Source organism: Candidatus Manganitrophus morganii, from assembly GCA_021651055.1.
GTDB lineage: Bacteria > Nitrospirota > Nitrospiria > SBBL01 > Manganitrophaceae > Manganitrophus > Manganitrophus morganii.
The window spans coordinates 1-26,912 of the sequence record JAJHOH010000001.1 but is presented as its reverse complement, the minus strand read 5'-3'; the positions used below and the strand labels follow the sequence as shown (position 1 = coordinate 26,912).

The window sequence follows — 26,912 nt, the reverse complement described above, 5'->3', positions numbered from 1 at the left end:
TTTGGTGGAGCTGAGGGGGATCGAACCCCTGACCCCAAGACTGCCAGCCTTGTGCTCTCCCAGCTGAGCTACAGCCCCATATGATCCAAAATTGTGTTGAGGATGATATCATCCGGAGTAGGGGATGTCAAGGTTTTGTCTTGACATTAAAAATCATAAAACCTATGATGGGATTGCTTATAAGGCCGCCCGGCCTTTTTTTAATGACTTGAATCAGGACGAATCAATTATGAATTTAGTCGTAATCGGATCTCAGTGGGGAGATGAGGGAAAAGGGAAGATCGTCGATCTTCTTTCGGAGTCGGCGGACTATGTCATCCGTTATCAAGGAGGACACAATGCCGGCCATACCGTCGTCAGCGGGGAAATGGTCATTGTCCTTCATCTGATCCCGACCGGACTGCTTCATGCGGGAAAAATCGGCGTGATCGGAAACGGCGTCGTCGTCGATCCGGGCGCCTTGCTGGAAGAAATCGATGCCCTTTCCACCCGCGGGATCTCCGTTTCGGGGCGTCTCTTCATCAGCGAAGCGGCCCACCTCATTATGCCCTACCATAAGGCGATCGACAAGGAAAGCGAGAAGGTCAAGGGAACACGCAAGATCGGCACGACCGGAAGAGGGATCGGTCCCGCCTATGCCGATAAAATGGCGCGGATCGGAATCCGTGTCGTCGATCTGCTCGATCCGGGTCTCTTCAGAGAGAAGCTGGCGACCAATCTCGTCGAAATGAATTACTTCCTTGAGCAACTCTATAAGGTGAAAGGGTTTGATCTGGAGAAGGTCTATCAAGAGTATATGGAGTATGCCGACCGGATCAGACCGTATATCACCGACACGACCTTATTGATCGATGAAGCGATCGGCCAGGGCCGGCGGCTCCTCTTCGAAGGGGCGCAGGGAACCCACTTGGACGTTGATTTGGGAACTTATCCTTATGTGACCTCCTCCAACGCGACCGCCGGAGGGGCCTGTACGGGGACCGGTGTGGGACCGACCAAGATCAACGAAGTATTGGGGGTGGCGAAGGCCTATACCACACGGGTCGGGAGCGGGCCGTTTCCCTCGGAGCTGAATAATGAGATGGGTGAAATGCTCCGGTCGAAGGGGAAGGAATTCGGCGCGACCACCGGACGCCCGCGCCGGTGCGGATGGTTCGACGTGGTCCTGCTTCGATACGCCGTCCGGGTGAATGGATTGACTTCGCTTGCCATCACCAAGCTCGATGTGCTGGACGGATTTCCGGAAATCCAGGTCTGTGTCGGCTACGAGTTCGAAGGGAAGGTCTACCGGGAAATGCCGACGGCCTTAAAGACCTTGGAAAAGTGCACGCCGATTTATGAACATTTTTCCGGCTGGAGCGAGCCGACCACCGGAATCACGTCGTACGATCGGCTGCCGAAGAATGCCAAAACTTATCTCGAAGCAATTTCGGAAAAGGTCGGCTGCCGGGTCGATCTCGTTTCGACCAGCTCCAAGCGGGGAGAGACGATCGTCCTGCGGAATCCCTTTCAATAAATCGGGACCGTTTTTTTCAAATCAGATAAAAACGTTTCATCCCGCCTGAAATGAATTGCGTCTCTTCTGCGAAAGATTTCCCGGTGGTCGTATTTTTCTCCCCTCAGCAAGCCCGTTTCAAAGGGTGATCTCCTTTTTTCCCGTCTGTAAGCCTCCTTAAATCCTTTCTCAGCGTCGATTGAAAGAGATTTTTACTTTGGAACGATCTTTGCTTTATAGTTTCCGCAAGATGATCAGAGCAAGGATGAAAAGATGATTCAACCGGCATTCAGCACCCATTCTTTTCGAAACTATTCCATTTTGGAAGCGGTGGATCAAATCGCCGCGGCAGGCTATTCCGGCATCGAGATCATGTGCGATCGCCCGCATGCCTATCCAACCGAGCTCTCCCGGAGCACGCTTCGAAAGCTTCAGTCGATGTTGGCCCGCTCCGGGTTGAAGGTCGCGAATTTGAATACAAAGATTATTTCATCGATGGGAGAATGGGGTTATCCCTCTTGGATCGAGCGCGAAATGGCGGCGCGGGAAGTCCGGATTCTCCACACGATCGAATGTATCAAGCTGGCCGAGGCGCTGGAAGCGGAGAGCATCTCGATTCCGGCGGGGGGACCGTTGAACGTCAAAACGCGTGAAGAGGACCTCGACCTTTTCATGGAGGGTTTGAAACGCATTCTCCCCCATGCAGAGGATGCAGGGGTAAAGATCCTCATCGATGCGGAGCCGAATTTCCTCTTCTCCACCTCTCGGGAAATATGCGAGTGGATCGAACGGATGAATTCTTCCTTGCTGCAAATTTATTTTGATATCGATCATTTCTCTTGCATCGGAGAAGATCCCCTCCAGGCGCTCCGCAACATCGGCCCCTACGTGGGGCACATCCATCTTGAGCATATCGGGCCGATCGATCTTCCCGCCGAACCCGCTTCGGGGAAAACATGGCCTTCTCTTTCGAAAATGCTCCTCGCGTCGGAAGAGATCGGATATCAAGGATATCTGTCACTGGCGCTTTATTCATCCGACAAAAAACCGTCCGAACTCGCCGCGCTGGCCTTGGCGCAGTTGAGAGCGGAAACTCATTTGACACGTCCCAATCATCCGGTGAGTCCAGCCCCTTCGACCGAACGGTCTAATGGGATGGCTGTTGGGGCGGCCCTCATTCACCTCCCCCCTACCTCGTCGCAATAACGAATTTGGGCTGCCCCAACCTTTTTAGAGAGAGGGTCGATTCGGAACTTTAGAATCGGCCCTCTCAGCGGGCGTTCATTTCTTTTCTTTAAAAACCGTCTCATAAAGAACGTGGGCGATCTTCCGGTATCCTTCCGGGGTAAGGTGGAGACCGTCTTGGGAATATTCCTCCAGGAGGCGTCCGGCGGAATCGGCCGTCGGCGTGAAGAGATCGGCAAAGGGGATCGTTCTCTCTTTTGCCGTTTCCTGAATTCGACGGTTCAGCGCAAGGCGGGGAGGGATGAACTCATCCGCGCCGAGGAGAGAGGGGACGGCGCAGGCAATCGGGATGATGCCGGCCTTCTGAGCCGATTGATACATCCGGGCCAGGTTGGCGACGATCTGATCGATCGATATTCCCCATCCGAGATCGTTGGTTCCGCCGAGAATGATGACATGGTCCGGGGCGTTCCTGATCACCTGTCGATCGAAACGCCGGAGCATATCGTCGGTGGTTTCCCCGCTGACGCCGGCGACGTAAATCTCCGTTTTTGGATCGAGCATCGGCTGGAGGAACTCGGCGTACGGGGTCGCTTCAAACGGGGAGAGGTATCCGACGGTAAGGCTGTCTCCGAAGGCAATGATTTTCATCGGGCGAAACACGTTGCTTATCTTTTCAGTTTTTTCCGAATCAGCTCCGCCCCTTTTCGCCCCGAAAGGAGCATCGAACCGAAGGCGGGTCCCATGCGGGGGGTGCCGTAGACGGCGGCGACGGAGAGGCCGACGACAAAAAGATTGGGGTAGACTTCGCCCGTTTTTTCCATGACCATTTCTTCGGAGCGATCGACCCACATCGCCCCGTTGCCGGGAATATTCGTGTAGAGATTCCGCCGGGCGAGGAGCTGCAGGGTCACGGCATCGTGTCCGGTGGCATCGACGACGATCTTCGACTCGAGCGCGATCGGATCGACATGGGCCGCGTCGTGCCCCATCGCTTCGAGCGGGTACCAGTTGACGACGAGTCCTTCTAATCGATTTTTTTCCCCCCGCAAGACCAGGTCGACCACCTTCGTCATGTTCATCACCTTGACGCCGGCATCATACGCGGACGCGATCAGCTTGGCGGTGGCATGGGGCGGGTCGACGATGTACATCTCCTTGGAGATTTTTTTAACCGGCACGCCGATCTTTTCCAAAATCTCCTGGGCCGGATGGGCGATGGTCGCCTTATTCATCAAATAACCGCCGTTCCAGAAGCCGCCGCCGAGATGGTTCAGCTGTTCGACAATGACCACTTTATATCCGGAAGAGGCGAGATCGCGTCCGCAGACCAGGCCGGACGGCCCGGCGCCGACGATGAGGACATCCGACTCGATCATCTGATCGAATTCTTTGTAATATTCCCGCGCGATGGTTCGCGTGATGTCGGCTTCTCGCAGCGGTTGAATCTCTCTCTCTTTCATAGCGACTTCCTTCTGTTATTCCGTTATTCGTTAAACGTTAATCTGAAAGAAAGGAGCCGTTCTTGGTCTCGGTTTTTCACGGTTAACGAATCACGAATCACGGTTAACGTTATTTGTAAATCTCCAGACCGTTCTTCTTGAATTCTTCCGCCTTCTCGATCATCCCGACCTCCAGAGCGGCCTGTTCATCCAACGCTTTCTTCTTGGCGTAGTCACGGACATCTTCGGTGATCCGCATCGAACAGAAGTGGGGGCCGCACATCGAGCAGAAGTGAGCGACCTTCGCCCCCTCGGCCGGCAGCGTCTCGTCGTGGAAAGACTTGGCGGTTTCCGGATCAAGCGAGAGGTTGAATTGGTCTTCCCATCGGAATTCGAACCGGGCTTTGGAGAGAGCGTTGTCGCGGGCCTGCGCCCCCGGATGTCCCTTGGCCAGATCGGCCGCATGCGCGGCGATCTTATAGGTGATGACGCCGGTCTTCACATCGTCTTTCGTCGGCAAGCCGAGATGTTCTTTCGGCGTGACATAACAGAGCATGGCGCAGCCGAACCAGCCGATCATCGCGGCCCCGATTCCGGAAGTGATGTGGTCGTAGCCGGGGGCGATGTCGGTCGTCAGCGGGCCGAGGGTGTAGAAGGGGGCTTCATGACACTCCTTCAATTGCTTTTCCATGTTCACCTGGACCATATGCATCGGAACATGTCCGGGACCTTCGATCATCGTCTGAACGTCATGCTCCCAGGCGACCTTCGTCAGCGCCCCGAGGGTTTCCAGTTCGGCGAATTGGGCGGCGTCATTGGCGTCGGCGATGGCGCCGGGGCGAAGCCCATCTCCGAGGCTAAATGAGACGTCATACGCTTTCATGATTTCGCAGATCTCTTCGAAGTGGGTGTAGAGGAAATTTTCCTGATGATGCGCCAGGCACCATTTCGCCAAAATCGATCCGCCGCGGGAAACGATTCCGGCGACGCGTTTCTCCGTCAACGGAACATACCGGAGGAGAACCCCGGCGTGAATCGTGAAGTAATCGACCCCCTGCTCGGCCTGCTCGATCAAAGTATCGCGGTAAATTCCCCAGCTTAGTTCTTCGATCTTGCCGTTGACCTTCTCCAGCGCCTGATAAATCGGAACGGTCCCGATCGGAACCGGGGAGTTGCGGAGGATCCACTCGCGGGTCTCGTGAATGTTCTTCCCGGTCGAGAGGTCCATGACGGTGTCGGAGCCCCAGCGGGTCGCCCAGATCATCTTCTCGACCTCTTCCTCGATCGAGGAGGCGACCGCCGAGTTGCCGATGTTGGCGTTGATCTTCACCAGGAAGTTCCGCCCGATGATCATCGGCTCCAGCTCGGGATGGTTGATGTTGCAGGGGATGATCGCCCTTCCGCGAGCGACTTCATCCCGAACAAATTCGGGGGTGATCACGGCCGGGATGTCGGCGCCCCAGGCGTTGCCGGGATGTTGTATCGCGATTTTCGGATTTGCGCGGGCCGCTTCCAACGTCTGATTTTCCCGGATGGCGATATATTCCATCTCCGGGGTAATGATTCCTTTTCGGGCATAGTGCATCTGGGAGACATTTTTCCCGGGCTTGGCGCGGAGCGGCTTCCGAATGTGCTCAAAGCGGATGGCATCGAGCGACGGATCAGCGGCTCTTTTGCGACCGTATTCCGAGGAGATGGCGGGAAGTTCTTCAACATCGGTCCGGTCACAGATCCAATGGATCCGAAGCGGGGCGAGCCCTTTCCGGATATCGATCGTCGCGTTCGGGTCGGTGTAGGGACCGGAGGGGTCGTAGACGACAAGGGGCGGGTTCTCTTCGACCGCTTCCCCCTTCATGTTGCGGGTCGGATTTTGTAGAATCTCTCGCATCGCCACGCGCACCCCCGGTTGGGTTCCCTGGATGTAGATCTTTTTGGAGGAGGGGAGCGGTGTGGTTGTGAGAGGGCTCGAATGGGTCCCTTTTTCGGTCAAGATCGCGTTGGCTTCACTGGCATTCGCTGGCGAGTTCTTCATTGTCATCGTGTCCTCTCTACGGTGAAGGTTATCATCTGCCCGAAACAAAAAAAGCCGCCACCCAAATGGGTGCGGCCCCGCCATGATATCGATTGAATTCCCTTCGCTGGCATTACCCAGATCAGGTTCAAAGGGTTGTCCCGACGTTGTCGAGACTCTCAGCCGTGGCGGCACCCCTGGATTTGTTTCGGATTATGGCATAGGCCGCTCGGTGGAGTCAATTTATTTTATCCAGGATCTTCCGTTAATCCCCGTAGATCAATCTGGATGGCTGGGTAATCGTTTACATACCGCTTGGCGTGAATTGGCGGAAAAATGAGACTTTTCACCCTCTCATTTTTTTATACTCTCTAAAATCAACCAGTTAGAAAGCGACCGTTCATTCCGGCGACAGGCATGCTTTATGCTCATTACCTCCGGCAACGGGGAGGTAAGAACCATGGCCAGCCAATGTAAACCATTGAATACAAAATCGAGGTCGCTGACAAGAGGGAAGATCCTGGTGATTGATGATCATGAGTCGACACTCGATTTTATCGGTGAAGCATTGACCTGTATGGGATATACCCCCCTCTTGGCGGAGGGAGGGGACGAAGGCTTGGCCCTCTGCCGCGAGAAAGATATCCAGGCTGTTTTGGTCGATTACATCATGCCACACATGTCGGGTCTGGAAGTGGCGGAAAGAATCAAGGCTTCTTCCCATCAGCTCCCCGTCATTTTAACGAGTGCCTCTTATATCGATGCAACCAATGACATCGAGGCGAAAAGGGTCGACTATTTCTTGAATAAACCTTTTCGATTGTCCGAGCTTGAATCGGTCATTGAGGCGGCCATTTCCCGGAAAGGGGCGCGGATTTAACCATCCGTTCCCTCAATTTCTTGAAGTCTTTACGAATCTCCTCCCCCAAAACCGGAACCCTAAATACGGCCGCAGGATGATACGTTGGAAAGAGTTGGTATTTCCTGCCGTTGTGGTCGATCGGATAAACATTTCCATGAATTTTTGTGAGAGATTCCTTTAAGAAGAGACCGGTTGCGACGGCGCCCAACGTACAGATCCATTCAGGGTGAACCAGCTCAAGTTGGCGGTCAAGAAAAGGGCGGCAGGCCAGCAGTTCATCGGTTTTCGGTTTTCGATTTTGCGGAGGCCGGCATTTGACGGCGTTGGTGATAAAAATTTTCTCCCGGTCGAGTCCGGCTTCGGTCAGCGCTTTGTCGAGAAACATCCCCGCCCTTCCGACAAAGGGCCGCCCCGTTTTATCTTCTTCCGCGCCGGGGGCTTCTCCGATCATAAAGAGGCGCGCATCGATCGGGCCTTCTCCCGGAACCGCATTTGTCCGGTAAGGGCAAAGGGGACAGTGCTCGGTCGTTCGAATCTCCCGGTTGAGTTGCTCCAGCGCTTTTCGACGCTCTTTGATATCCATATGATCCATCGTAAGAAAATGAGGCCGACCGAGTCAATGTGGCCGTCTCGCGGAAGCCGAAAAGGGGAATTTATATTGACAGTAGAACCTTATTCGGAAATAATATCAATGCAGTTTATGATTCATACTATTTATGATCATCCAAATGGACTTATTGATTGGTAAGAAGGAAATAGATGGACGCAAAGGAGCTTCAATCACAAATTGCCGAACTCATCGAACTTGTCTCCGGTCCCTCGGAAAATGAAGATCTGATCCGGGAGATCATTATCACCGCCCTCACCCTCTCAAAAAACCATGCCACACGGGGGGATCTTAAAATTATCCATGCCGCTTTAAAAGAGATGCGGTATGCCTTCAAGCTGTATGCCCCATATAAAGACAGGCGAAAGATCAGCGTTTTCGGGTCGGCCCGGACCCGCTCGACCGAGCCGATCTATGCATACGCCGAGGAGTTTGCCCGGAAGATCGCGGCGGCCGGATTCATGGTGATTACCGGGGCCGGGGAGGGGATCATGCGGGCGGTTCAGGGAGGGGCGGGCCGGGGCAACAGCTTCGGGTTGAACATCCTCCTCCCCTTCGAACAGGCCGCCAATGAATTCATCGAAAACGACCCCAAGCTGATGACCTTCAAATATTTCTTCACGCGGAAGCTCTTCTTCATCAAAGAAGCGAGCGCCATCGCCCTTTTTCCGGGAGGGTTCGGGACGCATGACGAGGGATTCGAAGCACTCACCCTTTTGCAGACCGGAAAGACCAATCCGCTGCCGGTGGTCTTCATCGATTCCCCCGGCGGAACCTATTGGAAGGCATGGCGCGCCTATGTAGAAGACGAGCTTCTCTCGCGGGGGCTCATCTCGGCGGAGGATCTCAATCTATTTAAAGTGACCGATAATGTCGATCATGCCGTGGAAGAGGTGGTGAAGTTTTACAAAAACTATCATTCCCTCCGATTCGTTCGCGACCAACTGGTGATTCGGCTCAATCATCCGGTCGATCGGAAAATGCTCGATCAGCTCAACGCCTCTTTTTCCGATATTCTCGTCGGCGGAAAATTCGAAGAGACCAAAGCGCTGGCCGATGAGGCGAACGAACCGAAGTTCCTTCCGCTTCCCCGTATCGTGTTTCATTTCAATCGAAGAGATTTCGGCCGCCTGCGCGAGATGATTAACATCATCAATCAGTATTGAACACGCAGGCGCGTCGCATTCCTCGCAGCGTTGCTGCGAAGGTTAGACGCGCGAATACAAATAGAGATCTTCTCATATCGGGTCGAAGATTCCCCGCAGCTTGCTGCGGGGGGGCTTCAATCAGGCAGTATTGAATCAGGCGCGACCATCTATTCTTCTCAGGAGGAGTTTCAAATGAAATCGGTTCGCGTGTTCGCCCCCGCCTCCGTCGGAAATATCGGGCCGGGATTTGATGTCCTGGGAATGGCCCTCGCCGGAATGGGGGATACGGTGGCGGCGACCCGCCGGCCCGAGCCGGGCGTCTCCATCACCGAGATCACCGGAGATCGGGGCCGGTTGTCATACAAGGCCGAGGAAAACACCGCGGGGATCTCCGCCCAAGCGGTTTTGGATCATCTCGTCTCCCGGGAGGGGGTCAGTCTGACCCTCCATAAAGGGGTTCCCGGAACCGGCCTTGGAAGCAGCGCGGCCAGCGCCGTTGCGGCGGCTTATGCCGTCAATCTCCTCTTCGGAGAGAAATTATCGAAGGCGGAGCTGGTTCCCTTGGCGGCGGTGGCGGAGTCTCACGTAAGCCGCGGTTTCTTCCTCGATAATATCGGCCCCTCGATGATGGGAGGGGTGACCTGGAATAACCCCTTCACGAAGGAGGTGGTTTCGCTGGGACGGATTGAAAAAGCGATCATCGTCGTCGCCATCCCCGATTTTCCGCTTCTGACGAAGGAATCCCGGCGCGTTCTCCCGGGAATGATTCCGATGGAGCACTTCATCTCGAACATGGCCTACGCCTCGATGATTGCATGGGCGGTCGCCAAGAAAGACGCCGCGCGTTTCGGCCGGTCGATTCAGGATCGCGTCGCCGAGGCGGCCCGGGCGCCCCTCATCAAAGGGTTCGAAGATGTGAAGAAGGGGGCCCTTTCGGCCGGAGCGCTCGGCTGCTCGATCTCCGGCGCCGGGGCCTCGATCTTTGCGGTCACCGATGATCCGAAGCGGGCCGAGAAGATCGGAAGGGCGATGGAAAAAGCGTTCCAGGGTCACCAGGTTGTTTCAGAAATTCGGATCACCCAGATGGATCGTCTGGGTGCACGGATGATCAAGTAAACTATTTTACTACTCAGAATAGGAGCGCGCGATGGAGCTGGGGACCACCCTCACCCGATTTCTGATCGAACAGCAACGAAAACATTATCCGAAAGCGACGGGAGATTTCACCGGCCTTCTGGTGGAAATCGCCACCGCGGCCAAGATCATCTCGCGGGAGGTGAACCAGGCCGGACTGATCGACCTCCTCGGTTACAAGGGGAGAGAGAATGTTCACGGCGAGCGGGTCCAGAAGCTGGACGACTTCGCCAATGAAACCTTCATCAAGATGCTCTGCCACACCGGCCATCTCATCGGCATCGCTTCCGAAGAGCTGGATGGGATCTACCAGGTTCCGGACACCTATCCCAAGGGGAAATATGTTCTCCTGGTCGATCCGCTCGACGGCTCATCGAATATCGACGTCAACATCAGCATCGGCTCGATCTTCTCCATCCATCGGAGAAAAAGCACCGGCCCGGAAGCGACGATGGAAGACTTTCTCCAGCCGGGACGCGATCAGATCGGCGCGGGCTACATCATCTACGGCTCCTCGACGATGATGGTCTACAGCACCGGTTTCGGCGTTCACGGATTTACCCTCGATCCGAGCATCGGAGAGTTTCTTCTCTCCCATGAAAACCTCCGGATTCCGCCGAAAGGAAATATCTTCAGCATCAACGAAGGAAACGCCAACCTCTGGAGCGACGGGATCAAGCGGTATATCGAAGGGATGAAAAAATCGGGCGCGACCGCGCGGTATGTCGGCTCCCTCGTGGCCGATTTTCACCGAAACCTTCTCAAGGGAGGAATTTTTCTCTATCCCGGCGACAGCAAAAACCCGCAAGGAAAACTTCGACTGCTCTATGAGGCGGCCCCGCTTGCTTTTATCATGGAACAGGCCCAAGGAAAAGCGACGACCGGGAGTCATCCGATCCTCGATATCAAACCTGAAAAGCTTCATCAAAAGGTCCCCCTGATCATCGGAAGCGTGGAAGATGTCAAGCAGGCCGAAGCTTCCCTCCGAGGACAATAAGATCTTAAAACAGGGGCCGGGTGTCGGGGGCCAGGGGTCGGATAAAAGATTCTGAATTCGTTTCTCCGGTCCCCGGCCCCAGGCCCCTGTCCTTTTCCTGATAATCCGGTTGACACCCTTCCAATCGCTGTGTTAAAGATAGCGTCTGCTTAATCATCATCCATTTGAACACGCACGCGCGTCGCATTCCTCGCAGCTTGCTGCGAAGGTTAGACGCGCGAATACAAATAGAGTCTTTCCATCCTTTCGGGTGGAAGATTCCCCGCAGCAAGCTGCGGGGAGCTTCAATAGAGGAGAAAATTCATGGCGAAAGAAATTGAGGTGGGTGACGACGCCCCCGATTTTATTTTGAAAGACCAAGATCAAAAAGAAGTGAAGCTCAGCGATTTTCGCGACAAGAAAAATGTCGTCCTCGCGTTTTATCCGTTGGACTGGAGCCCCGTCTGCACCAATGAGAATAAATGTTTTACGAACGATCTTCCCAAGTTTCAGGACACCGATACGGAAGTCTTCGGGATCAGCATCGACTCCACCTGGTCGCACAAGGCGTGGGCCGACGCGCTCGGTCTGAAGCATCGGCTCCTCTCCGATATGAAGCGCGATGCGGTGAAGAATTACGGGCTTTTCCTCGAAGACGCCAACATCGGAAAGCGGGCGACGGTCATCGTCGATAAAAAGGGGAAAGTCCGCTACAAGAAGGTCCAGGAGATCTTAACGGCCAGAGACAATAACGACATCTTGAAGGCCCTCGAAACCGTGAAGAACGGATAAGCGGTTAAACTCCCGGCCGGAAGGGGACCCCTTCCGGCCATTTTTATATGGAAGAAGAGAAATGAGTGATTCAATTGAGATCCCGAGGGTCGATGACCAAAACTATCCCTCCTACCTATCCGTTCCCGCCGCGGTGGTTGTTTTTGGAATCGCTTCCTGCGTTCCGTGCAATGAGTTTGATCCGATTCTCAAACAAGCGGCGGAGAAATATGGGGGGTCCGTAAAGTTCGGAAAAGCGCAGATGCATGTTCCCGGGGCCTGTCGCGAAATTAAAAAACAATACTCCTTCGAGACCTTTCCGACCTCTCATTTCTACAAGAACGGTGTTTTGGTCCATACGGCCGACGAAAAATTAGAGTATGATGAACTGATCCGCCGCATTGATCAGTACCTTCTCGTTTAGGTGAGATCATTTTCTGGAGTCGATGTCGATAGACAATCCGCAAAAACAATTGAAGAAAGTGCTCGTGATCGGAGCGGGCGCCGTCGGCGGTTATTTCGGCGCCCTCCTTTGCAGATCGGGAGTCGATGTCACTTTTCTGGTCCGTCCGAAGAGCGACCGGGCGATCGCGGGGGGCGGACTTCAGATCAAGAGTGTCAACGGCGACTTTACGGTTCATCCACCGCTGATTCAAAGCGTCTCTCAAATCGACTCGGTCGATCTGATCATCCTCGCGGTCAAAGCATATGACCTTCCGTCTCTCCTAAAGGAAATTGCCCCGCTGGTGGAGAGGGGAGCAACCCTTCTCACCCTTCAGAACGGCGTCGACTCCGAAGAAAGAATTCTTTCCTACTTCAAAAGAGATTGCCTGGTCGCCGGTGTCGCCTATATCACCTCGCGGTTGGCGGCGCCCGGTCTGATCGAGCATTATCGAAGAGGAATCATCTCCCTCGGAGAACTTTCGGGAGAGAAGAGCGATCGCGCCGCGCAAATTCATCAGCTTCTTTCAAATGCCGGGATCACCTCTTACCTGACCGGCCAGATCATGAAAGCCAAATGGGAAAAACTCTGCTGGAACGCGACGTTTAATCCTCTTTCCGTCATCCTCGATCATCCCATTTCGTTGATTCTCGATTCGGGACCGCTGCTCGAAATCGTCCGGCAGGGAATCATCGAGATCATCGCGGTCGCGGCGGCCGAAGGGATCGCGTTGAAGACGAATATCATTGAAGAGACGATCACGACCTCCGGCCAGTTCCGCGAGTATCACACCTCGATGTACGAGGATTTCAAAAACGGGAAGCCGACGGAGATCGAGCATCTCAACGGCGATCTGATCCGGCGGGGAGAGAAAAAGGGAATTCCGGTTCCGACGCACCGCGCGCTCTATGGACTGGTGAAGGGCCTTGAAATGAAGCGAGCGGGAAGGAAGCCCGAGTGAGTCACGCACACTCTGGAGAATGGGAGGACCATGCCGGCTAAAATCAAAGGGGTTTTCTTCGACGCGGGAGACACCTTATTCGAAGTCAAAGGGAGTGTCGGCGCTCAATATAGCCGATTTGCAAAGAAGTATGGAATTGAGGTCGATCCGGCGTTTTTGAATCAACGATTCAAGGAGATGTTTAAGCAAAGTCCGCCGTTGACCTTCCCGGGCGTCAGCGGCCCGGAGCTCGAAAGACAAGAGAAGGAGTGGTGGCGCCGTCTGGTTCGCGCCGTCTTCGACGACATCCGCTTTCCGAAATTTGATGCGCTCTTCGAAGAGCTCTATCTTTTTTTTGTCGGCCCAGAGGGGTGGTCCCTCTTTCCTGAAACCAAAGCGCTCCTCGAACGTCTCCATCGGGAAGGGTACCATCTCGGAATTATTTCCAATTTTGATTCACGGATTCATGAGGTCTGCAGATCGCTCGGCATCGGCCAATATTTCCAGACGATCACGATCTCGAGCCGGGAAGGGGTGGCCAAGCCTTCTCCGGAAATCTTCAGGAAGGCCTTGGAGAAAGCGGCCCTTTCACCTGAAGAATCGGTTTATGTGGGAGACAGCCCGCATCACGATATTGAAGGGGCCCGGGAGATTGGAATGCATGTCTTCTTGCTCGATCGTTCGGGACGCTACACGAAGGAGCGCTCCGTCCCGCGCCTCTCTTCCCTGAGCGATCTTTTAGACGCTCTGGAAAAAAACGCCTCTCCACCGGGCTGAGATGAAGAGGCGTTCCAGATAAAGCCGACCCGGTTCAGACTATTTCTTTACCGAAATCATGGTGGCGTGACCTTTTTCGGTCGTTTCCGCCTCGACCTTCGCCCCTTGCTTCACTTCGCCCGACATTTTGGTGCTCTTGTCGGTGTGAACCATATGCTCTTTGCCTTTTTCATCTTTAATCGTGACCATGTCTCCTTCGACCTTTGTGATCTCGCCGGAGATTTTGTGATCTCCGCCGGCAAAGCCGACTGTGGCGAAGCTGAAGGCAACCATTGCAACAACAAAGAACATGATCAATTTTTTCATTCTATTCCTCCTGTTTGGGTGTTTTTTATAACGGGTGGAAATTTTGCAATGCCTGTGCCGTCTTCTTTAAGATGATATAATATATTTTATTTTTAAAATCAGTAAGATACAATTAGGATGTCGATCACATTCAAAAACAGGATAACCGTATTAACCGAATTCGTATAATCACTACACCATTTCGGTTATTTGATCTGCAGCGGGGAGGATTTGATGCGCCTTAAAGATAAAGTCGCCGTGGTGACGGGGGGCGGGACCGGGATCGGCGCCGCGGTCAGCGAGGCTTTCTTGAAAGAAGGGGCCCGGGTGGTGATCGGCTCCCGCCGGCCGGACCATTATAAAACCTTTGCGGAAGGGCTCCGGGCAAAAGGGTGGCCGATTGTCGGATGGGAAGTCGACGTGACCGACAAACAGTCGGTCGATCGATTTGTGACGAAGACGGTCGAGGCGTTCGGGCCGATCACGATCTTGGTGAACAATGCGGGGACGTCCGGGCAGAATCCGATCGATCAAGAAGGAGACGATCGGTGGATGCGCATCTTGGAGACCAATTTAACCGGCGTCTATTACGTCACGAAGCGGGTCCTTCCGGAGATGAAGGATCAAGCCCACGGCCGGATCATCAACCTCTCCTCCGTCCTGGGAAAGTTCGGTGTGGCCGGTTATACCGCCTACTGCGCCACGAAACATGGAATCGTCGGGTTTACCCGCGCGCTGGCGCTCGAAGTGGTCTCCCGCGGCATCACGGTCAACGCCCTCTGTCCGGGATGGGTTGAAACGGAGATGGCACGGCTTGGATTAAGAGAGTGGTCCGAGGCGGCCGGACTCTCGGATAAGGAGGTCCGCCGTCAGGCGGTGGCGGCGATTCCGATGAAGCGGTTCACCGAAGGGACCGAAGTCGCCGAATTGGCCGTCTATCTCGCTTCAGACGCCTCCCAGGCGATGACCGGTCAGGCGCTGAATATTTGCGGCGGCGCGACCATGTCGTAAGCGTAGGGGGCGCGGGCCGGGGAGATCAAAAAGAATGGAGAAGCAGATGCCGGAAGAGGGGAAGACGGTCGCCGAGTCGGCGACCGAGATGGTTCAGATCGTCCTGCCGAATGACACCAACATGCTCGGAAACCTCCTCGGCGGGACGCTGATGCATTGGATCGACATCGTCGGGGCGATCGCCGCCAACCGGCACAGCCGGAAGCCGATTGTGACCGCCGCGATGGAAGGGCTCGAGTTTCTTGTTCCGGTGAAGCTCGGGTTTCTGGTCATCTTAAAGGCCCGCATGAACTATGCGGGGAAAAGCTCCATGGAGGTCGGCGTCGAGGTCTACTCCGAGAACGGCCTGACCGGGGAGCGGGTCCACACCAGCAGCGCGATTCTGACCTACGTCGCGATCGATTTCAACGGCAAGCCGGTTCCGGTTCCAAAACTGGTCTTAACGACCGACGAGGAGCGCCGACGTTTTCAGGAGGCGCTCGAGCGCAAGCAGAGAAGACTCGAAAGACTGGGAAGAGATCGCGCTTGAAAGAAGAGGCCGAACTCCTGTAAAATCAAGCAGAATTAATACAGACCGTAAATGGTTTCACATCTTTCGTAGGGGCGATCTTTGTGATCGCCCAAATCTGGGGCGAATACAAGATTCGCCCCTAAGTTTAAGGGAAAAAAATAGAATGGCAAATTCAATAGAACGGCCGGAACAGTTTTTTCTGCAGAAGTACGGTCTCTCGACCTCTTCGCTCGAATCGGCGATCGGCCGGGTGTTGGGAAAGCGGATCGACTACGCCGATCTCTACTTCGAATATCTAACGAGCGAATCGATCAGCCTCGAAGAAAGAATCGTTAAAAAGGTTTCCAAGAACATTTCCCAGGGGGTCGGCGTTCGGGCGATCGCCCAGGAGAAAACCGGCTACGCCTATTCGGACGACATCAACACCGATCAACTTTTGGTCGCGGCAAAAACCGCCCGGTACATCGCCGAAGAGGGAGGATCAAGGGACGCCGTTCCGGTCCAGGTGACCCCCCCCTCACGCAACCTCTATCCGGTGACGACCCCGCCGATCGAAATTCCGGTCGAGGAGAAGATCAAACTCCTGGAAGAGATCGATCGGATCGCCCGCCAATATGATCCGCGGATCAAAAAGGTGATGGCCTCCTTTAGCAGCGAATATAAAATCATTTTGATCGTCAACTCGCAAGGGGTGGTCACCGGCGATGTCCTCCCGTTGATGCGGCTCAACGTCAGCTGCATCGCGGAGGAGCAAGGAAACCGCCAGGTCGGCAGCTTCGGCGGCGGCGGCCGGAGCGAATTCGGCTACTTCTTGGAGGAGCGGCGCTTCGAAGAATACACCAAAGAGGCGGCGCGGCAAGCGATCTTGAATTTGAGCGCCATCGATGCCCCGGCGGGGGTCATGGAAGTCGTCTTGGGGCCCGGCTGGCCCGGCATTCTTCTTCATGAAGCGATCGGACACGGCTTGGAGGCCGACTTCAACCGCAAAGGGACCTCGGCCTTCAGCGGGAAGATCGGCCAGCGGGTCGCTTCCGAGCTCTGCACCGTGGTCGATGACGGCACGCTTCCGTGGCGGCGCGGCTCGCTCAACGTCGATGACGAGGGAACCCCGACCGGCCGGACCGTTTTGATCGAAAAGGGGATCTTGAAAGGTTATCTTCAAGACCGTTTGAACGCGACGCTGATGAAGATGCCGCTGACCGGCAACGGCCGCCGGGAGAGCTACGCGCACAGCCCGATGCCCCGGATGACCAACACCTATATGCTGGCGGGAGAGTCGAATCCGGAAGAGATCCTCCGATCGGTCCGGAAAGGACTGTACGCCGTCTCATTCGGCGGAGGGCAGGTCGATATCACCAGCGGAAAGTTCGTCTTCTCGGCCAGCGAGGCCTATCTGATCGAGAACGGGAAAATCGGCGCGCCGGTCAAGGGAGCGACGTTGATCGGAAACGGCCCCGACGTGCTGACCAAGGTGACGATGGTCGGAAGCGACATGTCGCTCGACTCGGGGGTCGGCACTTGCGGAAAAGACGGCCAGAGTGTTCCGGTCGGGGTCGGCTTGCCGACAATTAAAATATCGGAAATGACCGTAGGGGGAACGAAGGGTTAAACTTCGGAGAAAAAATGCAATTCGACCTGAATCGAGCCAAAGAGTTACTTAAGAGAGCGGAAAAACGGGGAGCCACCGGAGGGGATCTCATCGTCGTGGAGGGGGATTCTTTCTCGGCGCAGGTCCGCCTCAAAGAGGTGGAAAAGATCAGCAATGCCCGCGGAAAAAGCCTCGGGCTGCGGCTCTTTTTCGGGAACCGGTCGGCGATCACCTCCACCTCCGATCTGAGCCCCGCCTCGCTCGACCGCCTTCTCGACGACACCTGCACCCTGGCTCAGATCGCCGCGGAGGACACGTTCGCCGGTCTTCCCGCGCCGGAGCTTTTGGCCAAGAGCTTTCCCGAGCTCGATCTGGTCGATACCGAGGTGGAGAAAATTCCCATCGAAGAGAAAATCGACCTCGCCCGCCGGGCCGAGCAGGCGGCGTTGGAACAGGACCCCCGGCTGACGAATTCGGAAGGGGCCGACTTCGGTCACTATCATACCTTCGTCCTCTATGCCGCGAGCAACGGGTTTCAGGGTCATTATGAAACGACCGGCGCTTCCATCTCGGCAATGCCGATCGCCGTTCAGGACGGTCAAATGCAGCGCGATTATTGGTATTCCTCCCGGCGCAAACTGAAAGACCTCGAGTCGCCGGAATCGATCGGCCGAACGGCGGCGATCCGGACGTTGCGGCGGTTGGGGGCCCGAAAAGTCACGACACAGCAGGTCCCGGTCGTCTTCGATCCGCAGCTGGCCGCCTCCCTCTTAGGACACCTCTCCTCGGCGGTGTCGGGTTATTCGATCTACAAAGGGGCGTCGTTTCTGATCGATCAGGTGGGGAATCCGATCGCGTCGAGCGGGGTGACGGTTTACGACGATCCGACCCTTCGCTCCGGTCTCGGCTCCCGTCCTTTCGACGGCGAAGGCCTTCCCTCGTATCGAAAGACCGTCGTCGAAAACGGCGTTCTGAAAACATATCTGCTCGACACCTACTCCGGCAAGAAGCTCGGCCTTCCCTCCACCGGAAACGCCGTGCGCGGGATCGGCGACCCCCCGTCGGTCGGATCGTCCAACTTCCACATGAAGCCGGGGCAATATACGCCGGAGGAGATCATCCGGTCGGTGAAGTCGGGCCTCTATGTCACGGAGTTGATCGGCTTCGGAGTCAATTCGGTGACCGGCGACTATTCCCGCGGCGCGGTGGGACTCTGGATTGAAAACGGAGAGCTGGCCTATCCGGTCGAAGAGATCACCATCGCCGGAAACCTGAAAGAGATGTTTCAGCAGATCGAGATGGTCGGAAACGATCTCGACCCCTGGCGAAAGACCGCCGCCCCAACCCTTAAAATCTCACGCATGACCGTCGCCGGGAATTAAATTCTGCCATAAATTCCCTCCCCCAAAACCCCAGAGCAAAGAGCCTGCGCGTCATGGGCGTACTGTGCCCCTGATGATCCTGCGTTCCTTCTGTCAGACGTATTATCGACGCTTCAGGTCAGCATGTTTGAAGCTCAATCCATCAGCGATCTTCCGTGGTTGAGCGAGTTCTGACCGTGGGGGGAGCAGGGGGGGACTTGCCCCCTCCGCTGCCCTGGGAATCCGAAGGGTGTGGGGCAAGGCGCACCTGGTGTGAAGATCGGAAACCAACCGTCTTCTCCCAGCGCCGGCTCCACATCAGATAAACAGGGTGGGCACGCACCCCCCGCGGTGGGGTTTGGGGCAACGCCCCAAAAGAGTGATCAGCGGTCGCCGGACGGAGAGGAGAAGTGGTCCACGCGGCTGACCGAGACATCCGAGACGAACATCACCCCGGTATGGCGGTCGAAGAGCGGCTGTAAGCCGGCGAGAATCGGCTTCACCTTGTCGGGCGGAACGACCGTCATCAACATTACCAGACTGTCCATCTCATTGAACATCGGATGGGCCGAGTGAATCCCATGCGTCCCTTTTCCCGAAATGTTGTGGATGATCGTGTAGCCGGTCGCCTTGACGCTGTCGAGAAGATCGGTCGCGAACTTCACATGCTCGCCCTGAATGATGATTCGAATCTCCTTCATCGGGTGAAGGGTAAGGCTGTTCATACGTTCTGCTCCTTCGCTAAAAACATTTCGTCCTGCGGAATCGCCCGCGCCTCCCTCAAGGGAACCCACTCCCGGCTTGGAAGATAGCGATAGAAAATTTTATCCCCCGGGTCGAGCGCGATCAAGTGGACCCATTCGTTGTGGTAATATTCCTGAAGCACTTTATGACGGCGGATGATCGCTCCGATCCGCTCCCGCGGCGCTTCGATCACGCTCAGCAGCCGCATCGGCTCATGATACGGCCGCTCCCCCTTCATCACCGTCTGCGCGGGGAGCCCCACGCGCAAATCGCTCTGCGGCCCCGACATCACCCCGAACCGGCCGACGACGTTGTGGTAAATCTTGCTCCCGCTCCCGTAGACCTCGTTGTCGACCGTCGAAAAATAGTACTCCATGTTGATCCACTGGCCGACCACCTGGGGGCCGGTCATCAGAATCTCCAGCAGCCGGCCGGTCGGATCTTCCTGAGGATCATACGATTGTAAGAAAACCCGCCCTTCCAAATCAACCCGCCGGGTCATCCGCCGGCCGCCGATGACGAAGGCGGCGTTCCCCGACAGCCCCCACTCCGGCCGGACCTGGCTCCAGTCGCCGCTGCGCCGCCGCACCTCCCGCGCCGCTTGAGCGGGGGTCGGGGCCGATTCGATCTCCGGGAACCGCGCGCAGCGCTCCCGGCTGGTCTGAAGGCCGGCCTCCTCCAGATCGTCCATCAGCCGGTGCAGATCCATCCGGTGGGTCTGGGGAAGGTCCTCCAGATCGATGAGGGTCACCGCGTCGGTGGTGGTGTTGTGCTCACCGGCGATGAAATAGGTATCGGGCGGGATCACGATGCCGTTCTTCGCCAGCGCCTCCCGGACGAGCGGCTTATTCGCCATCGCCGCCAGCACCCGCGCATTCGGCTTGCCGGAGTTTCCGCCGCAGGCGCCGCAGTCGAGCGCCGCCTCGAAAGGATTGTTTTCCGACACGCTCCCATGTCCGCAGAAAAGAACCAACCGGGCGAAGTTTTTGGTCAATCCCATCATCCGGAGCGCCGTCTCCACGGTGAAGAGCTGCTCCTGAAGGGTGAAGCCGGTCCGGGTGATCTTCTCCATCCGGGCGAACGACCAGCGACGGTTGATCTGGTAGCGGGCGCGGAGATCTTCGACAAAGGCGGCCTCCTCCTCGGGGGAGAGGGCGTTGGAAGGGGCGTTGGAACGGGTCGATCCTTTGACAAGCGGCGCCGGATCGATGTCGTCCATCGCCCGCCGGCGCAAGAACTCCAGCCGCTCCAGAGAAAGGTTCAGGTTCCGGTCGGCGAACTCCTGCTGCAGCGCGCGCCGGATGATCGACCGCTGCTCGGAGGCGAGCATCTCCTCGACCTCTTTTCGGGAGAGCTTGTCGATCGTGAGCGAGGTGGCGACGGGGGGGGCGAAGAGCCGGCGGAACCAGGCGGTCAGATTCCGATACCCGTTGGTGAAAACCGTCTTGCCGATCAGCGGAAGCGCGTAGAACCAGCCGACCGACTCGACCATCACGTACGGGGTGATCACATTCTCCTTCAGAGAATACAACAGCTCATGCCCCATGTGCAGCAGCTGCGTCCCCGAGAGATGCCGGGAGAGGAGCCGGCCCTGATAGGGGCGGGGGAGCTCCCGCACCAGGTTCTTCGCCTTCATGATCACCGGATACTGATCGGTCTCGTGATGATCGCCGAGCCCTTGATAGCGGATGAAGACGGTGAAGAATCCGGCGAAGCCGAACGTCTCGTAATCGCCGACCGCCTCCAAATGCCGCCGGAACGGCTCGGAGCGAACGTCGATGCAAAAAACCGCTTGCGCTTGGGGGCGGATTAATATAGGGGTTTGCGTCACCCCCTCATGCAGCTTAGCCGCATGAGCCTCCCCCTCAACGCTCGCGTTTGCTCGCTGGGGATTCATCATAGGGGCTCGCGTCGCCCCCTCCAGCAATGAAGCTGCTGGAGCCTCCCCCTCATGCGCGCTTTGCGCGCTGAGATTGGACTTCAGTTTTTCGATCAACTGTTCCTGGTAGCCCGTTTCGAGCGCTTTCAGCCAGACCGGAACTTGCTCCGATTCCGGAAAGGCATCGACCCAGTCGAGAAGGGTCTTCAGATCCTCCGGCGGGGTTTCCAGGAAAAGGGCCGGATCGATCGCGAGCGCTTCGGCGAGGGCGCGCAGCCGCAAGGCGGCGGCGCGCCGGACCGCCTCCTCCCGCCGCGGCCCGGTCTGCGCCGCATAATGCTCGGCGAGTTTTTCCCAGGCGTCTTTTTGTCCGACCGAGGAGTCGCTCCGCTCGCGGAGCCGATCGACCTGCGCGGCGTAATCGGCCGGCAGCCGCCCGGCGAGCCGCGCGCGCCGCAGATAATATTCCAGCGGGTGGCGTTGCAGGTAGGCCGAGATGGCGTCGACGTTTCCGGCGATTCCAAGATGTTCCTGGCACGCTTTCTCGACCAGTTCCCGCACATACCAGATCCGGACGGCGAGGTACTGGATCAGATCGGCGGGGTAGGCCTGCTGCCAATCGTACTCGCTCTGATCGGAGCGCCATTTGATGAAGCCGGTCCAGCCGGGAAGGGCCGCCAGGTGGAGGGAGAGATATTCCTGCCACGTATCATGGGGAATGTCGAGGGTGATGAGGCTTTCGAAGAGCGCCGCTTCCGGCTCGTCCGGAAGGGCGGCGATCTTCCGGCGGCTGAGGGGGATGCCGCAGGGGGACCATTCGAGCGCGGCGAGCGATTTCCAGGCGAGATAAAATCCTTTTTCCCGTTCCGGCATCGGCCAGGGGGCCTGCCCCTCGTCCAAAAAGGCGCCGCACCATTTGATCATCTCGCCGTTGATCTGCTCGGTGATGTTGGTTCCGAGGACCTGGTCGCACCAGGCCGACGGCGTCACCCGCCGGACCAGCGCCCCCCGCGCCGCCTCGGCGTCGGCCCGCATCTGTTTCCGAAGGTCGAGCGGTTTCAACGCGGGGCCGAGGCGGCCCGCCAACGCCTCCAGAAAGGTCCGATCGGGAGCGGCGTCGAGCGCGGCTTGGATGACCGCCTCGTCCGGGTCGAGGGGGCCGCCGAGCCCCGCGAGCATGCAGGCGCGAAGGACGGCGAGGCGGGTAACCCGCTCTCCTCCCGCCGTCACATATTTATCGCACGCCAGCGGCCGGAGGGGGGCGTCGATCTGTTCCGGGAGAATTCTCCCGGAGCGGAGATATTCCCGGTAAATCGCGCCGGAGAGATACCCTTTCGCCCCGAGGATCCGCTCCCCCTGCTTCACCGCCTCCTCGAAAGGGAGATACTCCAGGCCGTGCAACGGGTTGCGGGTAATAAAGTTCCGCATCGGCCAGTAGTTGGCGATGATCTCGCCGGCCAGCCGGACCACCCCTCTGAGCCGCAGCCGCTCGGTTTCGCTGTATGGGATTCGGGTTATTTGCATAAGTTTAGTTTATTATAGGGGCTTGCGTCGCCCCCTCATCCAGCCAAGCTGGATGAGCCTCCCCCTCAACGCTCGCGTTTGCTCGCTGGGGATTAATTATAGGGGCTCGCGTCGCCCCCTCCGTCGGCGAAGCCGCCGGAGCCTCCCCCTCACGCGCGCTTTGCGCGCTGGGTGAAGGAAGTCCCGTCGTCGCCGAGTCTGTTTGGAAAAATGCGTTTGGGGCGATGCCGATGACCAGGAGGATCAAGAGCGCGATCGCCAGGGGGGCGGCTTCGCCGGCGCGCAGGTCGGTGTATTGGATGTCGGTGCGGGGGGGGCCGAAGAGGAGCCGCTGCATCAAATTGACAAAGAGCCACGACGCCCCCAGCCAGGCCAGCACGATCACGGCGAGATCCCACGAGACCGGGAGCGACCGGTTCGTCAGCATTTCCATCAGTCCCGAAAAGAGGCCGAAGGGGGGAAGACCCATCGCGGCGGTCACCAGGAGGGCGAGCAAGAGGGCGAAGCGGGGCATCGGCTTTGCGAGCCCGCCGATCCGGTCGAGATCCAAATCGCCGTAGCGCGCCCGCACCCTCCGCCAGGCGAAGAGGAGCCCCCCCGTGATCAGCGCCGCGGCGCCGGCGTAGAGCGCCCCCCGCGGCGCGCCGCTTGCCGCGCCGGCGAGATACCACCAAAGAATCGAGAAGAGGGCGACCCCGCCGTAGGCGAGCAGCCGCTCCACCCGGAACTGGGCGACCGCCTTGACCATTCCGTAGAACGCGCCGAAGAGGGCGAGCAGGCTGATCGCCCCACGGATCTCCGCCGGAATCTGCGGAAGCAACCCGCTGATCGCGTAGAATCCCGACAAGGGGAGAAGCAGGGCGAGCAGCGCGGGGAAAACCCCCGGCAGCCGGGTCAGCGCCGCCACATAGAGCCCGTGCAGCGGAAAGAGCGGAAGAAAGAGAACGGCGATCATAAAGATCGCGAGATTTCCGGGGGAGAGATCGTTCACCTGTGCGGCGGCGGGGAGGAGCCGGCCGAAGGCGACGGCGAACGCGATCAGCCCGACGGCGATTTTAAACGGCATGCTCTGGTCGAGCCGGCGGGTCCATCGCTCGAGTCTTCGTCCGAGCCGGGCGTAAAACGCTTCCAGATAAAGCCGGTTCATGAAGAGAACGTAGAGATGGGCCATCAGCGACTCGGTCCGCTCCGGCATCCGGATCGAGAAGCCGTGGGTTCTCGCATAACTCACCACCCAGCCGGAGATAATCAGCAGCGCCGTCACCGCGATCAAAAAGTCGAAGAGCCATCCGTTCAACGCGGCCGCCTGGAAATAGCCGGCGGCCTCTCCCGGCGCGGGATAGAGAAAGTGGGTCAGGCCCTCCGCCGCGAAGAGATAGGTCAACATCACCAAGAGCAGCGTGAAGAGCATGAGCGCCGCCACCTTCCAGGACGACACCGCCTGCAAGCGGTAGAGGGTCAGGATCGCCTGGGAGGAGGTGACCCAGATGAAGAAGAGAAAGATCACCACCCCTTGCGAATCGAGCAGGGGGATTCGAAGCGCGCCGTGCGCCGTGAGGACGAGGATCAACGGGAGGATGAGAGTCATGAGGAATCCGGCCCCCCAGGTGAGGCGGGAGAAATCCTTCTTCTCCAGGGCGAGCTCCACCTGATCGTGCTTGTCGTGCAGCGGCGGGTGTCTCGGCTCCCGGCGGGCCGCATGGATGATATGGCCGCTGTCGAGGAAAACGGTCGCCTTGAAGAGACCGTGCGCGATAAGGTGGAAGATGGCGAGGGCGAAGCCCCCCAGCCCGCACTCCATGATCATGTAGCCCATCTGCCCGATCGTGGAGTGGGCCAATGTCTTTTTGATGTCGTTCTGTGTCAGCATCATCGTCGCCCCGACGAGCGTGGTCACCGCGCCGATCACCAAGGCGAAATGGAGCGTGACGGGGCTGAGGCCGTAGAGCGGGGCGAGCCGGTTCATGAGGAAGCCGCCGGCATTGATGATCCCGGCGTGCAGCAGGGCGGTCACCGGCGTCGGGGCGTAGAGGTTTCCCGCAAGCCAGGTGTGCATCGGGAACTGGACCGACTTGCTCATGGCGCCGATGAAGATCAGCAGGGTGATGACCGTCGGCGCGCCGATCGAAAATCCGCCGAGTGAAAAGCTCTCTTGCATCTGGGCCGCTTTGATGAAGAGCTGCGGGAATTCGAGTGTGCCGTAGGTCCGATAGGCGAGGACGACCCCGGCTAAAAAGGCGACGTCTCCGATCCGGAGGATGGTATAGGTCTTCCCGGCCGCTTGCACCGACGCGGGATGGGAATAGTTGTGGACGAGGAGGTAGAGCATCCAGCTGATGAGCTGCCAGAAGACGAAGAGCATCAGAAGGTTGCGGCTGGCGACCATGCAGAGGAGGATCACGGTCATCAGGTTGAGGAGGCCGTGGAAGCGGGCGCGGCCGGTCTCCTGCTCCATGTAGCGGATGGCGAAGCGGAAGATCAGGAAGCCGATGGTGCTGACCAGTGTCAGCATGACGGCGGCGAGGCGATCGATATAGAGACCGAATTGGAAGAGGCCGCCGTCGGCGGGGGAAAGGGGAACGTGGATCGGCTCCGTGCTCGCGCCGACCTGGTAGAGGACCAGTAGCGAAATCCCGAGCGACGCCACCTGCGCGGCGGTGCCGATCCGATAGACCTTCCGGCCGATCTGCCTTTCGAAGAGGCCGATCGCCACGGCCGCGGTGAGCGGCCCCAGAAGGATCAGCAATGGGTAGTACGCAACCGTCATCTTCCTCCACAGTTGATTTTCTACAGTCGGGCTGAAGAAAGCAATCAGCGATCAGCCGTCAGCTTGAGGCTTTAAATTTCTTTAAGCTGAAAGCTGAGCGCCGACTGCTGACAACTTGTTTCCTTACTATATAACAAAAAAGCCGACCCAGCCCTTCATTTTTGAGTCGGCTTATAGCCTGACCGATCCTGATTTCAGAATCCTTCGGGCTATCTCCCGCGTATGGAAATTAAAAACCAGGTTGGTGCTCCAAGTCAAGGAAAATTAATGGGGAAGGGGAGTGTTGGGGTGTTGTTTGGTGAGGCCAAGGGATCTTTGATTGATTAAACGCGGTAGAAACCCTTTCTAATGTATCGGTACCGAGGTTTATTCTCTCCTCCTTTTTTTCTTCTTTCCTTTCCCATTACTTGGTGGTTGGCGAAACCCGGGACGTAGAGGTTTAGAAAGCAGTTGCTTTCTGTGGTTAGCAAGTAAAGTATATTTGGGGTGATCACTACCGAGCTTCTTTAGGAATCCGTCGATTAGCTGGTAAGCATCATAACGCCGGTTGAGTTTAGAAAGGGTTGATGCCAGATCATCAATAATACAAGCCGTCTTAGGATGTTGTGGGCCGAGTAGCTCATTATATAGGTTCATAGCTTTTTCAAGATATTCCAACTGCCGTTTGTGATCGCCCAAATCTCCATAAGCATTTCCTATATTGTTAAAATACGTCGCCGTATTTGGAAGTTGCTCTCCAAATAAATCTCTGCTAAGCGCTAAAGCTTTCTCAAAATATTCCAGCTGCCGTTTGTGATCGCCTAAAGCTCCATAAGCATTTCCTATATTGTTAAGATACGTCGCCGTCTTTGGATGTCGCTCTCCAAATAAATCTCTGCTAAGCGCTAAAGCTTTCTCAGAATATTCCAACTGCCGTTTGTGATCGCCCAAATCTCCATAAGCATTTCCAGTATTATTAAGATACGTCGCCGTATTTGGATGTCGCTCTCCAAATAAATCTCTGCTAATCGCTAAAGCTTTCTCAGAATATTCCAGTTGCCGTTTGTGATCGCCCAAATCTCCATAAGCTCTTCCAGTATTATTAAGATACGTCGCCGTATCGGGATGTCGCTCTCCAAATAAATCTCTGCTAAGCGCTAAAGCTTTCTCAGAATATTCCAGCTGCCGCTTGTGATCGCCTAAAGCTCCATAAGCATTTCCTATATTGTTAAGATACGTCGCCGTCTTTGGATGTCGCTCTCCAAATAAATCTCTGCTAAGCGCTAAAGCTTTCTCAGAATATTCCAACTGCCGTTTGTGATCGCCCAAATCTCCATAAGCATTTCCAGTATTATTAAGATACGTCGCCGTATTTGGATGTCGCTCTCCAAATAAATCTCTGCTAAGCGCTAAAGCTTTCTCAGAATATTCCAACTGCCGTTTGTGATCGCCCAAATCTCCATAAGCATTTCC

Annotated in this window: 23 protein-coding genes, 1 tRNA gene and 1 riboswitch; of the genes, 14 read left to right on the top strand and 10 right to left on the bottom strand. The window is 56.7% G+C overall.

The features are described 5' to 3' along the window. Positions 1-2 precede the first annotated feature (2 nt). Positions 3-78, bottom strand: a tRNA-Ala gene (locus tag MCM46_00120). Between the two features lie 151 nt (positions 79-229). On the opposite strand from MCM46_00120, the gene MCM46_00115 reads away from it, so the two are divergent. Continuing rightward, positions 230-1,516: an adenylosuccinate synthase gene (locus tag MCM46_00115; GenBank protein MCG3110199.1), complete on the top strand. Its 1,287-nt coding sequence runs from the start codon at positions 230-232 to the stop codon at positions 1,514-1,516. 252 nt (positions 1,517-1,768) lie between these two features. Beyond that, a complete protein-coding gene (locus MCM46_00110; GenBank protein ID MCG3110198.1) occupies positions 1,769-2,701 on the top strand; it encodes a sugar phosphate isomerase/epimerase in 933 nt (310 codons plus the stop codon). A gap of 75 nt (positions 2,702-2,776) precedes the next feature. On the opposite strand, the gene MCM46_00105 is transcribed toward MCM46_00110, so the two are convergent. The 3 genes from MCM46_00105 to thiC all read right to left on the bottom strand — a co-directional run bounded on the left by MCM46_00105 (position 2,777) and on the right by thiC (position 6,112). Continuing rightward, positions 2,777-3,343 (bottom strand): SGNH/GDSL hydrolase family protein, encoded by a 567-nt coding sequence (locus MCM46_00105; GenBank protein MCG3110197.1) that lies wholly within the window; start codon positions 3,341-3,343, stop codon positions 2,777-2,779. A gap of 5 nt (positions 3,344-3,348) precedes the next feature. Continuing rightward, positions 3,349-4,143, bottom strand: a complete 795-nt coding sequence (locus MCM46_00100; protein MCG3110196.1) for a sulfide-dependent adenosine diphosphate thiazole synthase — start codon at positions 4,141-4,143, stop codon at positions 3,349-3,351. Positions 4,144-4,252: 109 nt separating this feature from the next. Then, the gene (gene thiC, locus MCM46_00095) at positions 4,253-6,112 is read right to left on the bottom strand and encodes a phosphomethylpyrimidine synthase ThiC (GenBank protein MCG3110195.1); all 1,860 of its coding nucleotides are present in this window, start codon (positions 6,110-6,112) and stop codon (positions 4,253-4,255) included. A gap of 125 nt (positions 6,113-6,237) precedes the next feature. Then, a riboswitch (TPP riboswitch) is annotated at positions 6,238-6,342 on the bottom strand. A gap of 251 nt (positions 6,343-6,593) precedes the next feature. Between thiC and MCM46_00090 the strand changes: the two genes are divergently transcribed. Then, positions 6,594-7,013, top strand: coding sequence for a response regulator (locus MCM46_00090; protein MCG3110194.1), 420 nt, complete (start codon positions 6,594-6,596; stop codon positions 7,011-7,013). On the opposite strand, the gene MCM46_00085 is transcribed toward MCM46_00090, so the two are convergent. Then, on the bottom strand, positions 6,973-7,578 hold the full coding sequence (locus tag MCM46_00085; GenBank protein MCG3110193.1) for a uracil-DNA glycosylase: 606 nt from the start codon (positions 7,576-7,578) through the stop codon (positions 6,973-6,975). The two genes, MCM46_00090 and MCM46_00085, sit on opposite strands and share 41 nt — an antisense overlap. A gap of 176 nt (positions 7,579-7,754) precedes the next feature. Here MCM46_00085 and MCM46_00080 point away from each other — a divergent pair, with 176 nt between their 5' ends. The 7 genes from MCM46_00080 (at position 7,755) to MCM46_00050 (ending at position 13,790) form a co-directional block, all read left to right on the top strand. Continuing rightward, the gene (locus tag MCM46_00080) at positions 7,755-8,768 is read left to right on the top strand and encodes a TIGR00730 family Rossman fold protein (GenBank protein MCG3110192.1); all 1,014 of its coding nucleotides are present in this window, start codon (positions 7,755-7,757) and stop codon (positions 8,766-8,768) included. A gap of 174 nt (positions 8,769-8,942) precedes the next feature. After that, positions 8,943-9,866, top strand: coding sequence for a homoserine kinase (locus MCM46_00075; protein MCG3110191.1), 924 nt, complete (start codon positions 8,943-8,945; stop codon positions 9,864-9,866). A 31-nt stretch (positions 9,867-9,897) separates the two neighbouring features. Continuing rightward, complete coding sequence (gene fbp / locus MCM46_00070; protein ID MCG3110190.1) at positions 9,898-10,881, top strand: class 1 fructose-bisphosphatase; 984 nt, start codon at positions 9,898-9,900, stop codon at positions 10,879-10,881. A gap of 303 nt (positions 10,882-11,184) precedes the next feature. Next, positions 11,185-11,652 (top strand): peroxiredoxin, encoded by a 468-nt coding sequence (locus tag MCM46_00065; GenBank protein MCG3110189.1) that lies wholly within the window; start codon positions 11,185-11,187, stop codon positions 11,650-11,652. Positions 11,653-11,713: 61 nt separating this feature from the next. Then, positions 11,714-12,055 (top strand): thioredoxin family protein, encoded by a 342-nt coding sequence (locus MCM46_00060; GenBank protein ID MCG3110188.1) that lies wholly within the window; start codon positions 11,714-11,716, stop codon positions 12,053-12,055. A 22-nt stretch (positions 12,056-12,077) separates the two neighbouring features. Next, entirely contained in the window at positions 12,078-13,034 is a 957-nt protein-coding gene (locus MCM46_00055; GenBank protein ID MCG3110187.1) for a ketopantoate reductase family protein, read from the top strand. Positions 13,035-13,064: 30 nt separating this feature from the next. Continuing rightward, a complete protein-coding gene (locus MCM46_00050; GenBank protein MCG3110186.1) occupies positions 13,065-13,790 on the top strand; it encodes an HAD-IA family hydrolase in 726 nt (241 codons plus the stop codon). Between the two features lie 39 nt (positions 13,791-13,829). On the opposite strand, the gene MCM46_00045 is transcribed toward MCM46_00050, so the two are convergent. Next, a complete protein-coding gene (locus tag MCM46_00045; GenBank protein MCG3110185.1) occupies positions 13,830-14,096 on the bottom strand; it encodes a hypothetical protein in 267 nt (88 codons plus the stop codon). A 213-nt stretch (positions 14,097-14,309) separates the two neighbouring features. On the opposite strand from MCM46_00045, the gene MCM46_00040 reads away from it, so the two are divergent. The 4 genes from MCM46_00040 to MCM46_00025 all read left to right on the top strand — a co-directional run bounded on the left by MCM46_00040 (position 14,310) and on the right by MCM46_00025 (position 18,567). Beyond that, on the top strand, positions 14,310-15,086 hold the full coding sequence (locus MCM46_00040; GenBank protein MCG3110184.1) for an SDR family oxidoreductase: 777 nt from the start codon (positions 14,310-14,312) through the stop codon (positions 15,084-15,086). Between the two features lie 34 nt (positions 15,087-15,120). Beyond that, positions 15,121-15,615 carry an acyl-CoA thioesterase gene (locus MCM46_00035; protein ID MCG3110183.1) on the top strand — a complete coding sequence of 165 codons (495 nt, stop codon included), beginning with the start codon at positions 15,121-15,123 and terminating at the stop codon, positions 15,613-15,615. Between the two features lie 145 nt (positions 15,616-15,760). Then, positions 15,761-17,206, top strand: a complete 1,446-nt coding sequence (tldD, locus tag MCM46_00030) for a metalloprotease TldD (protein ID MCG3110182.1) — start codon at positions 15,761-15,763, stop codon at positions 17,204-17,206. A 14-nt stretch (positions 17,207-17,220) separates the two neighbouring features. Beyond that, positions 17,221-18,567, top strand: coding sequence for a TldD/PmbA family protein (locus MCM46_00025; GenBank protein ID MCG3110181.1), 1,347 nt, complete (start codon positions 17,221-17,223; stop codon positions 18,565-18,567). Positions 18,568-18,929: 362 nt separating this feature from the next. Here the strand turns inward: MCM46_00025 and MCM46_00020 are convergent, their stop codons facing one another. The 4 genes from MCM46_00020 to MCM46_00005 form a co-directional block, all read right to left on the bottom strand. Further along, positions 18,930-19,271, bottom strand: coding sequence for a P-II family nitrogen regulator (locus MCM46_00020; protein ID MCG3110180.1), 342 nt, complete (start codon positions 19,269-19,271; stop codon positions 18,930-18,932). Beyond that, positions 19,268-22,693, bottom strand: a complete 3,426-nt coding sequence (locus MCM46_00015) for a DUF2309 domain-containing protein (protein ID MCG3110179.1) — start codon at positions 22,691-22,693, stop codon at positions 19,268-19,270. The genes MCM46_00020 and MCM46_00015 overlap by 4 nt, the downstream gene beginning before the upstream one ends. A 4-nt stretch (positions 22,694-22,697) precedes the next feature. Further along, positions 22,698-25,460, bottom strand: a complete 2,763-nt coding sequence (locus MCM46_00010) for a hypothetical protein (GenBank protein MCG3110178.1) — start codon at positions 25,458-25,460, stop codon at positions 22,698-22,700. A 366-nt stretch (positions 25,461-25,826) separates the two neighbouring features. Continuing rightward, on the bottom strand, positions 25,827-26,912 hold a 1,086-nt coding region (locus MCM46_00005), incomplete at its 5' end, for a tetratricopeptide repeat protein (protein ID MCG3110177.1).

Bases quoted from the DNA above. Each gene is read 5' to 3' on its own strand.
- MCM46_00115 (MCG3110199.1), top strand. From the start codon at position 230: ATGAATTTAGTCGTAATCGGATCTCAGTGGGGAGATGAGGGAAAAGGG.
- MCM46_00110 (MCG3110198.1), top strand. From the start codon at position 1,769: ATGATTCAACCGGCATTCAGCACCCATTCTTTTCGAAACTATTCCATT.
- MCM46_00100 (MCG3110196.1), bottom strand. From the start codon at position 4,143: ATGAAAGAGAGAGAGATTCAACCGCTGCGAGAAGCCGACATCACGCGA.
- MCM46_00090 (MCG3110194.1), top strand. From the start codon at position 6,594: ATGGCCAGCCAATGTAAACCATTGAATACAAAATCGAGGTCGCTGACA.
- MCM46_00085 (MCG3110193.1), bottom strand. From the start codon at position 7,578: ATGGATATCAAAGAGCGTCGAAAAGCGCTGGAGCAACTCAACCGGGAG.
- MCM46_00080 (MCG3110192.1), top strand. From the start codon at position 7,755: ATGGACGCAAAGGAGCTTCAATCACAAATTGCCGAACTCATCGAACTT.
- MCM46_00075 (MCG3110191.1), top strand. From the start codon at position 8,943: ATGAAATCGGTTCGCGTGTTCGCCCCCGCCTCCGTCGGAAATATCGGG.
- fbp (MCG3110190.1), top strand. From the start codon at position 9,898: ATGGAGCTGGGGACCACCCTCACCCGATTTCTGATCGAACAGCAACGA.
- MCM46_00065 (MCG3110189.1), top strand. From the start codon at position 11,185: ATGGCGAAAGAAATTGAGGTGGGTGACGACGCCCCCGATTTTATTTTG.
- MCM46_00060 (MCG3110188.1), top strand. From the start codon at position 11,714: ATGAGTGATTCAATTGAGATCCCGAGGGTCGATGACCAAAACTATCCC.
- MCM46_00055 (MCG3110187.1), top strand. From the start codon at position 12,078: ATGTCGATAGACAATCCGCAAAAACAATTGAAGAAAGTGCTCGTGATC.
- MCM46_00050 (MCG3110186.1), top strand. From the start codon at position 13,065: ATGCCGGCTAAAATCAAAGGGGTTTTCTTCGACGCGGGAGACACCTTA.
- MCM46_00045 (MCG3110185.1), bottom strand. From the start codon at position 14,096: ATGAAAAAATTGATCATGTTCTTTGTTGTTGCAATGGTTGCCTTCAGC.
- MCM46_00040 (MCG3110184.1), top strand. From the start codon at position 14,310: ATGCGCCTTAAAGATAAAGTCGCCGTGGTGACGGGGGGCGGGACCGGG.
- MCM46_00035 (MCG3110183.1), top strand. From the start codon at position 15,121: ATGGAGAAGCAGATGCCGGAAGAGGGGAAGACGGTCGCCGAGTCGGCG.
- tldD (MCG3110182.1), top strand. From the start codon at position 15,761: ATGGCAAATTCAATAGAACGGCCGGAACAGTTTTTTCTGCAGAAGTAC.
- MCM46_00025 (MCG3110181.1), top strand. From the start codon at position 17,221: ATGCAATTCGACCTGAATCGAGCCAAAGAGTTACTTAAGAGAGCGGAA.
- MCM46_00020 (MCG3110180.1), bottom strand. From the start codon at position 19,271: ATGAACAGCCTTACCCTTCACCCGATGAAGGAGATTCGAATCATCATT.
- MCM46_00015 (MCG3110179.1), bottom strand. From the start codon at position 22,693: ATGCAAATAACCCGAATCCCATACAGCGAAACCGAGCGGCTGCGGCTC.
- MCM46_00010 (MCG3110178.1), bottom strand. From the start codon at position 25,460: ATGACGGTTGCGTACTACCCATTGCTGATCCTTCTGGGGCCGCTCACC.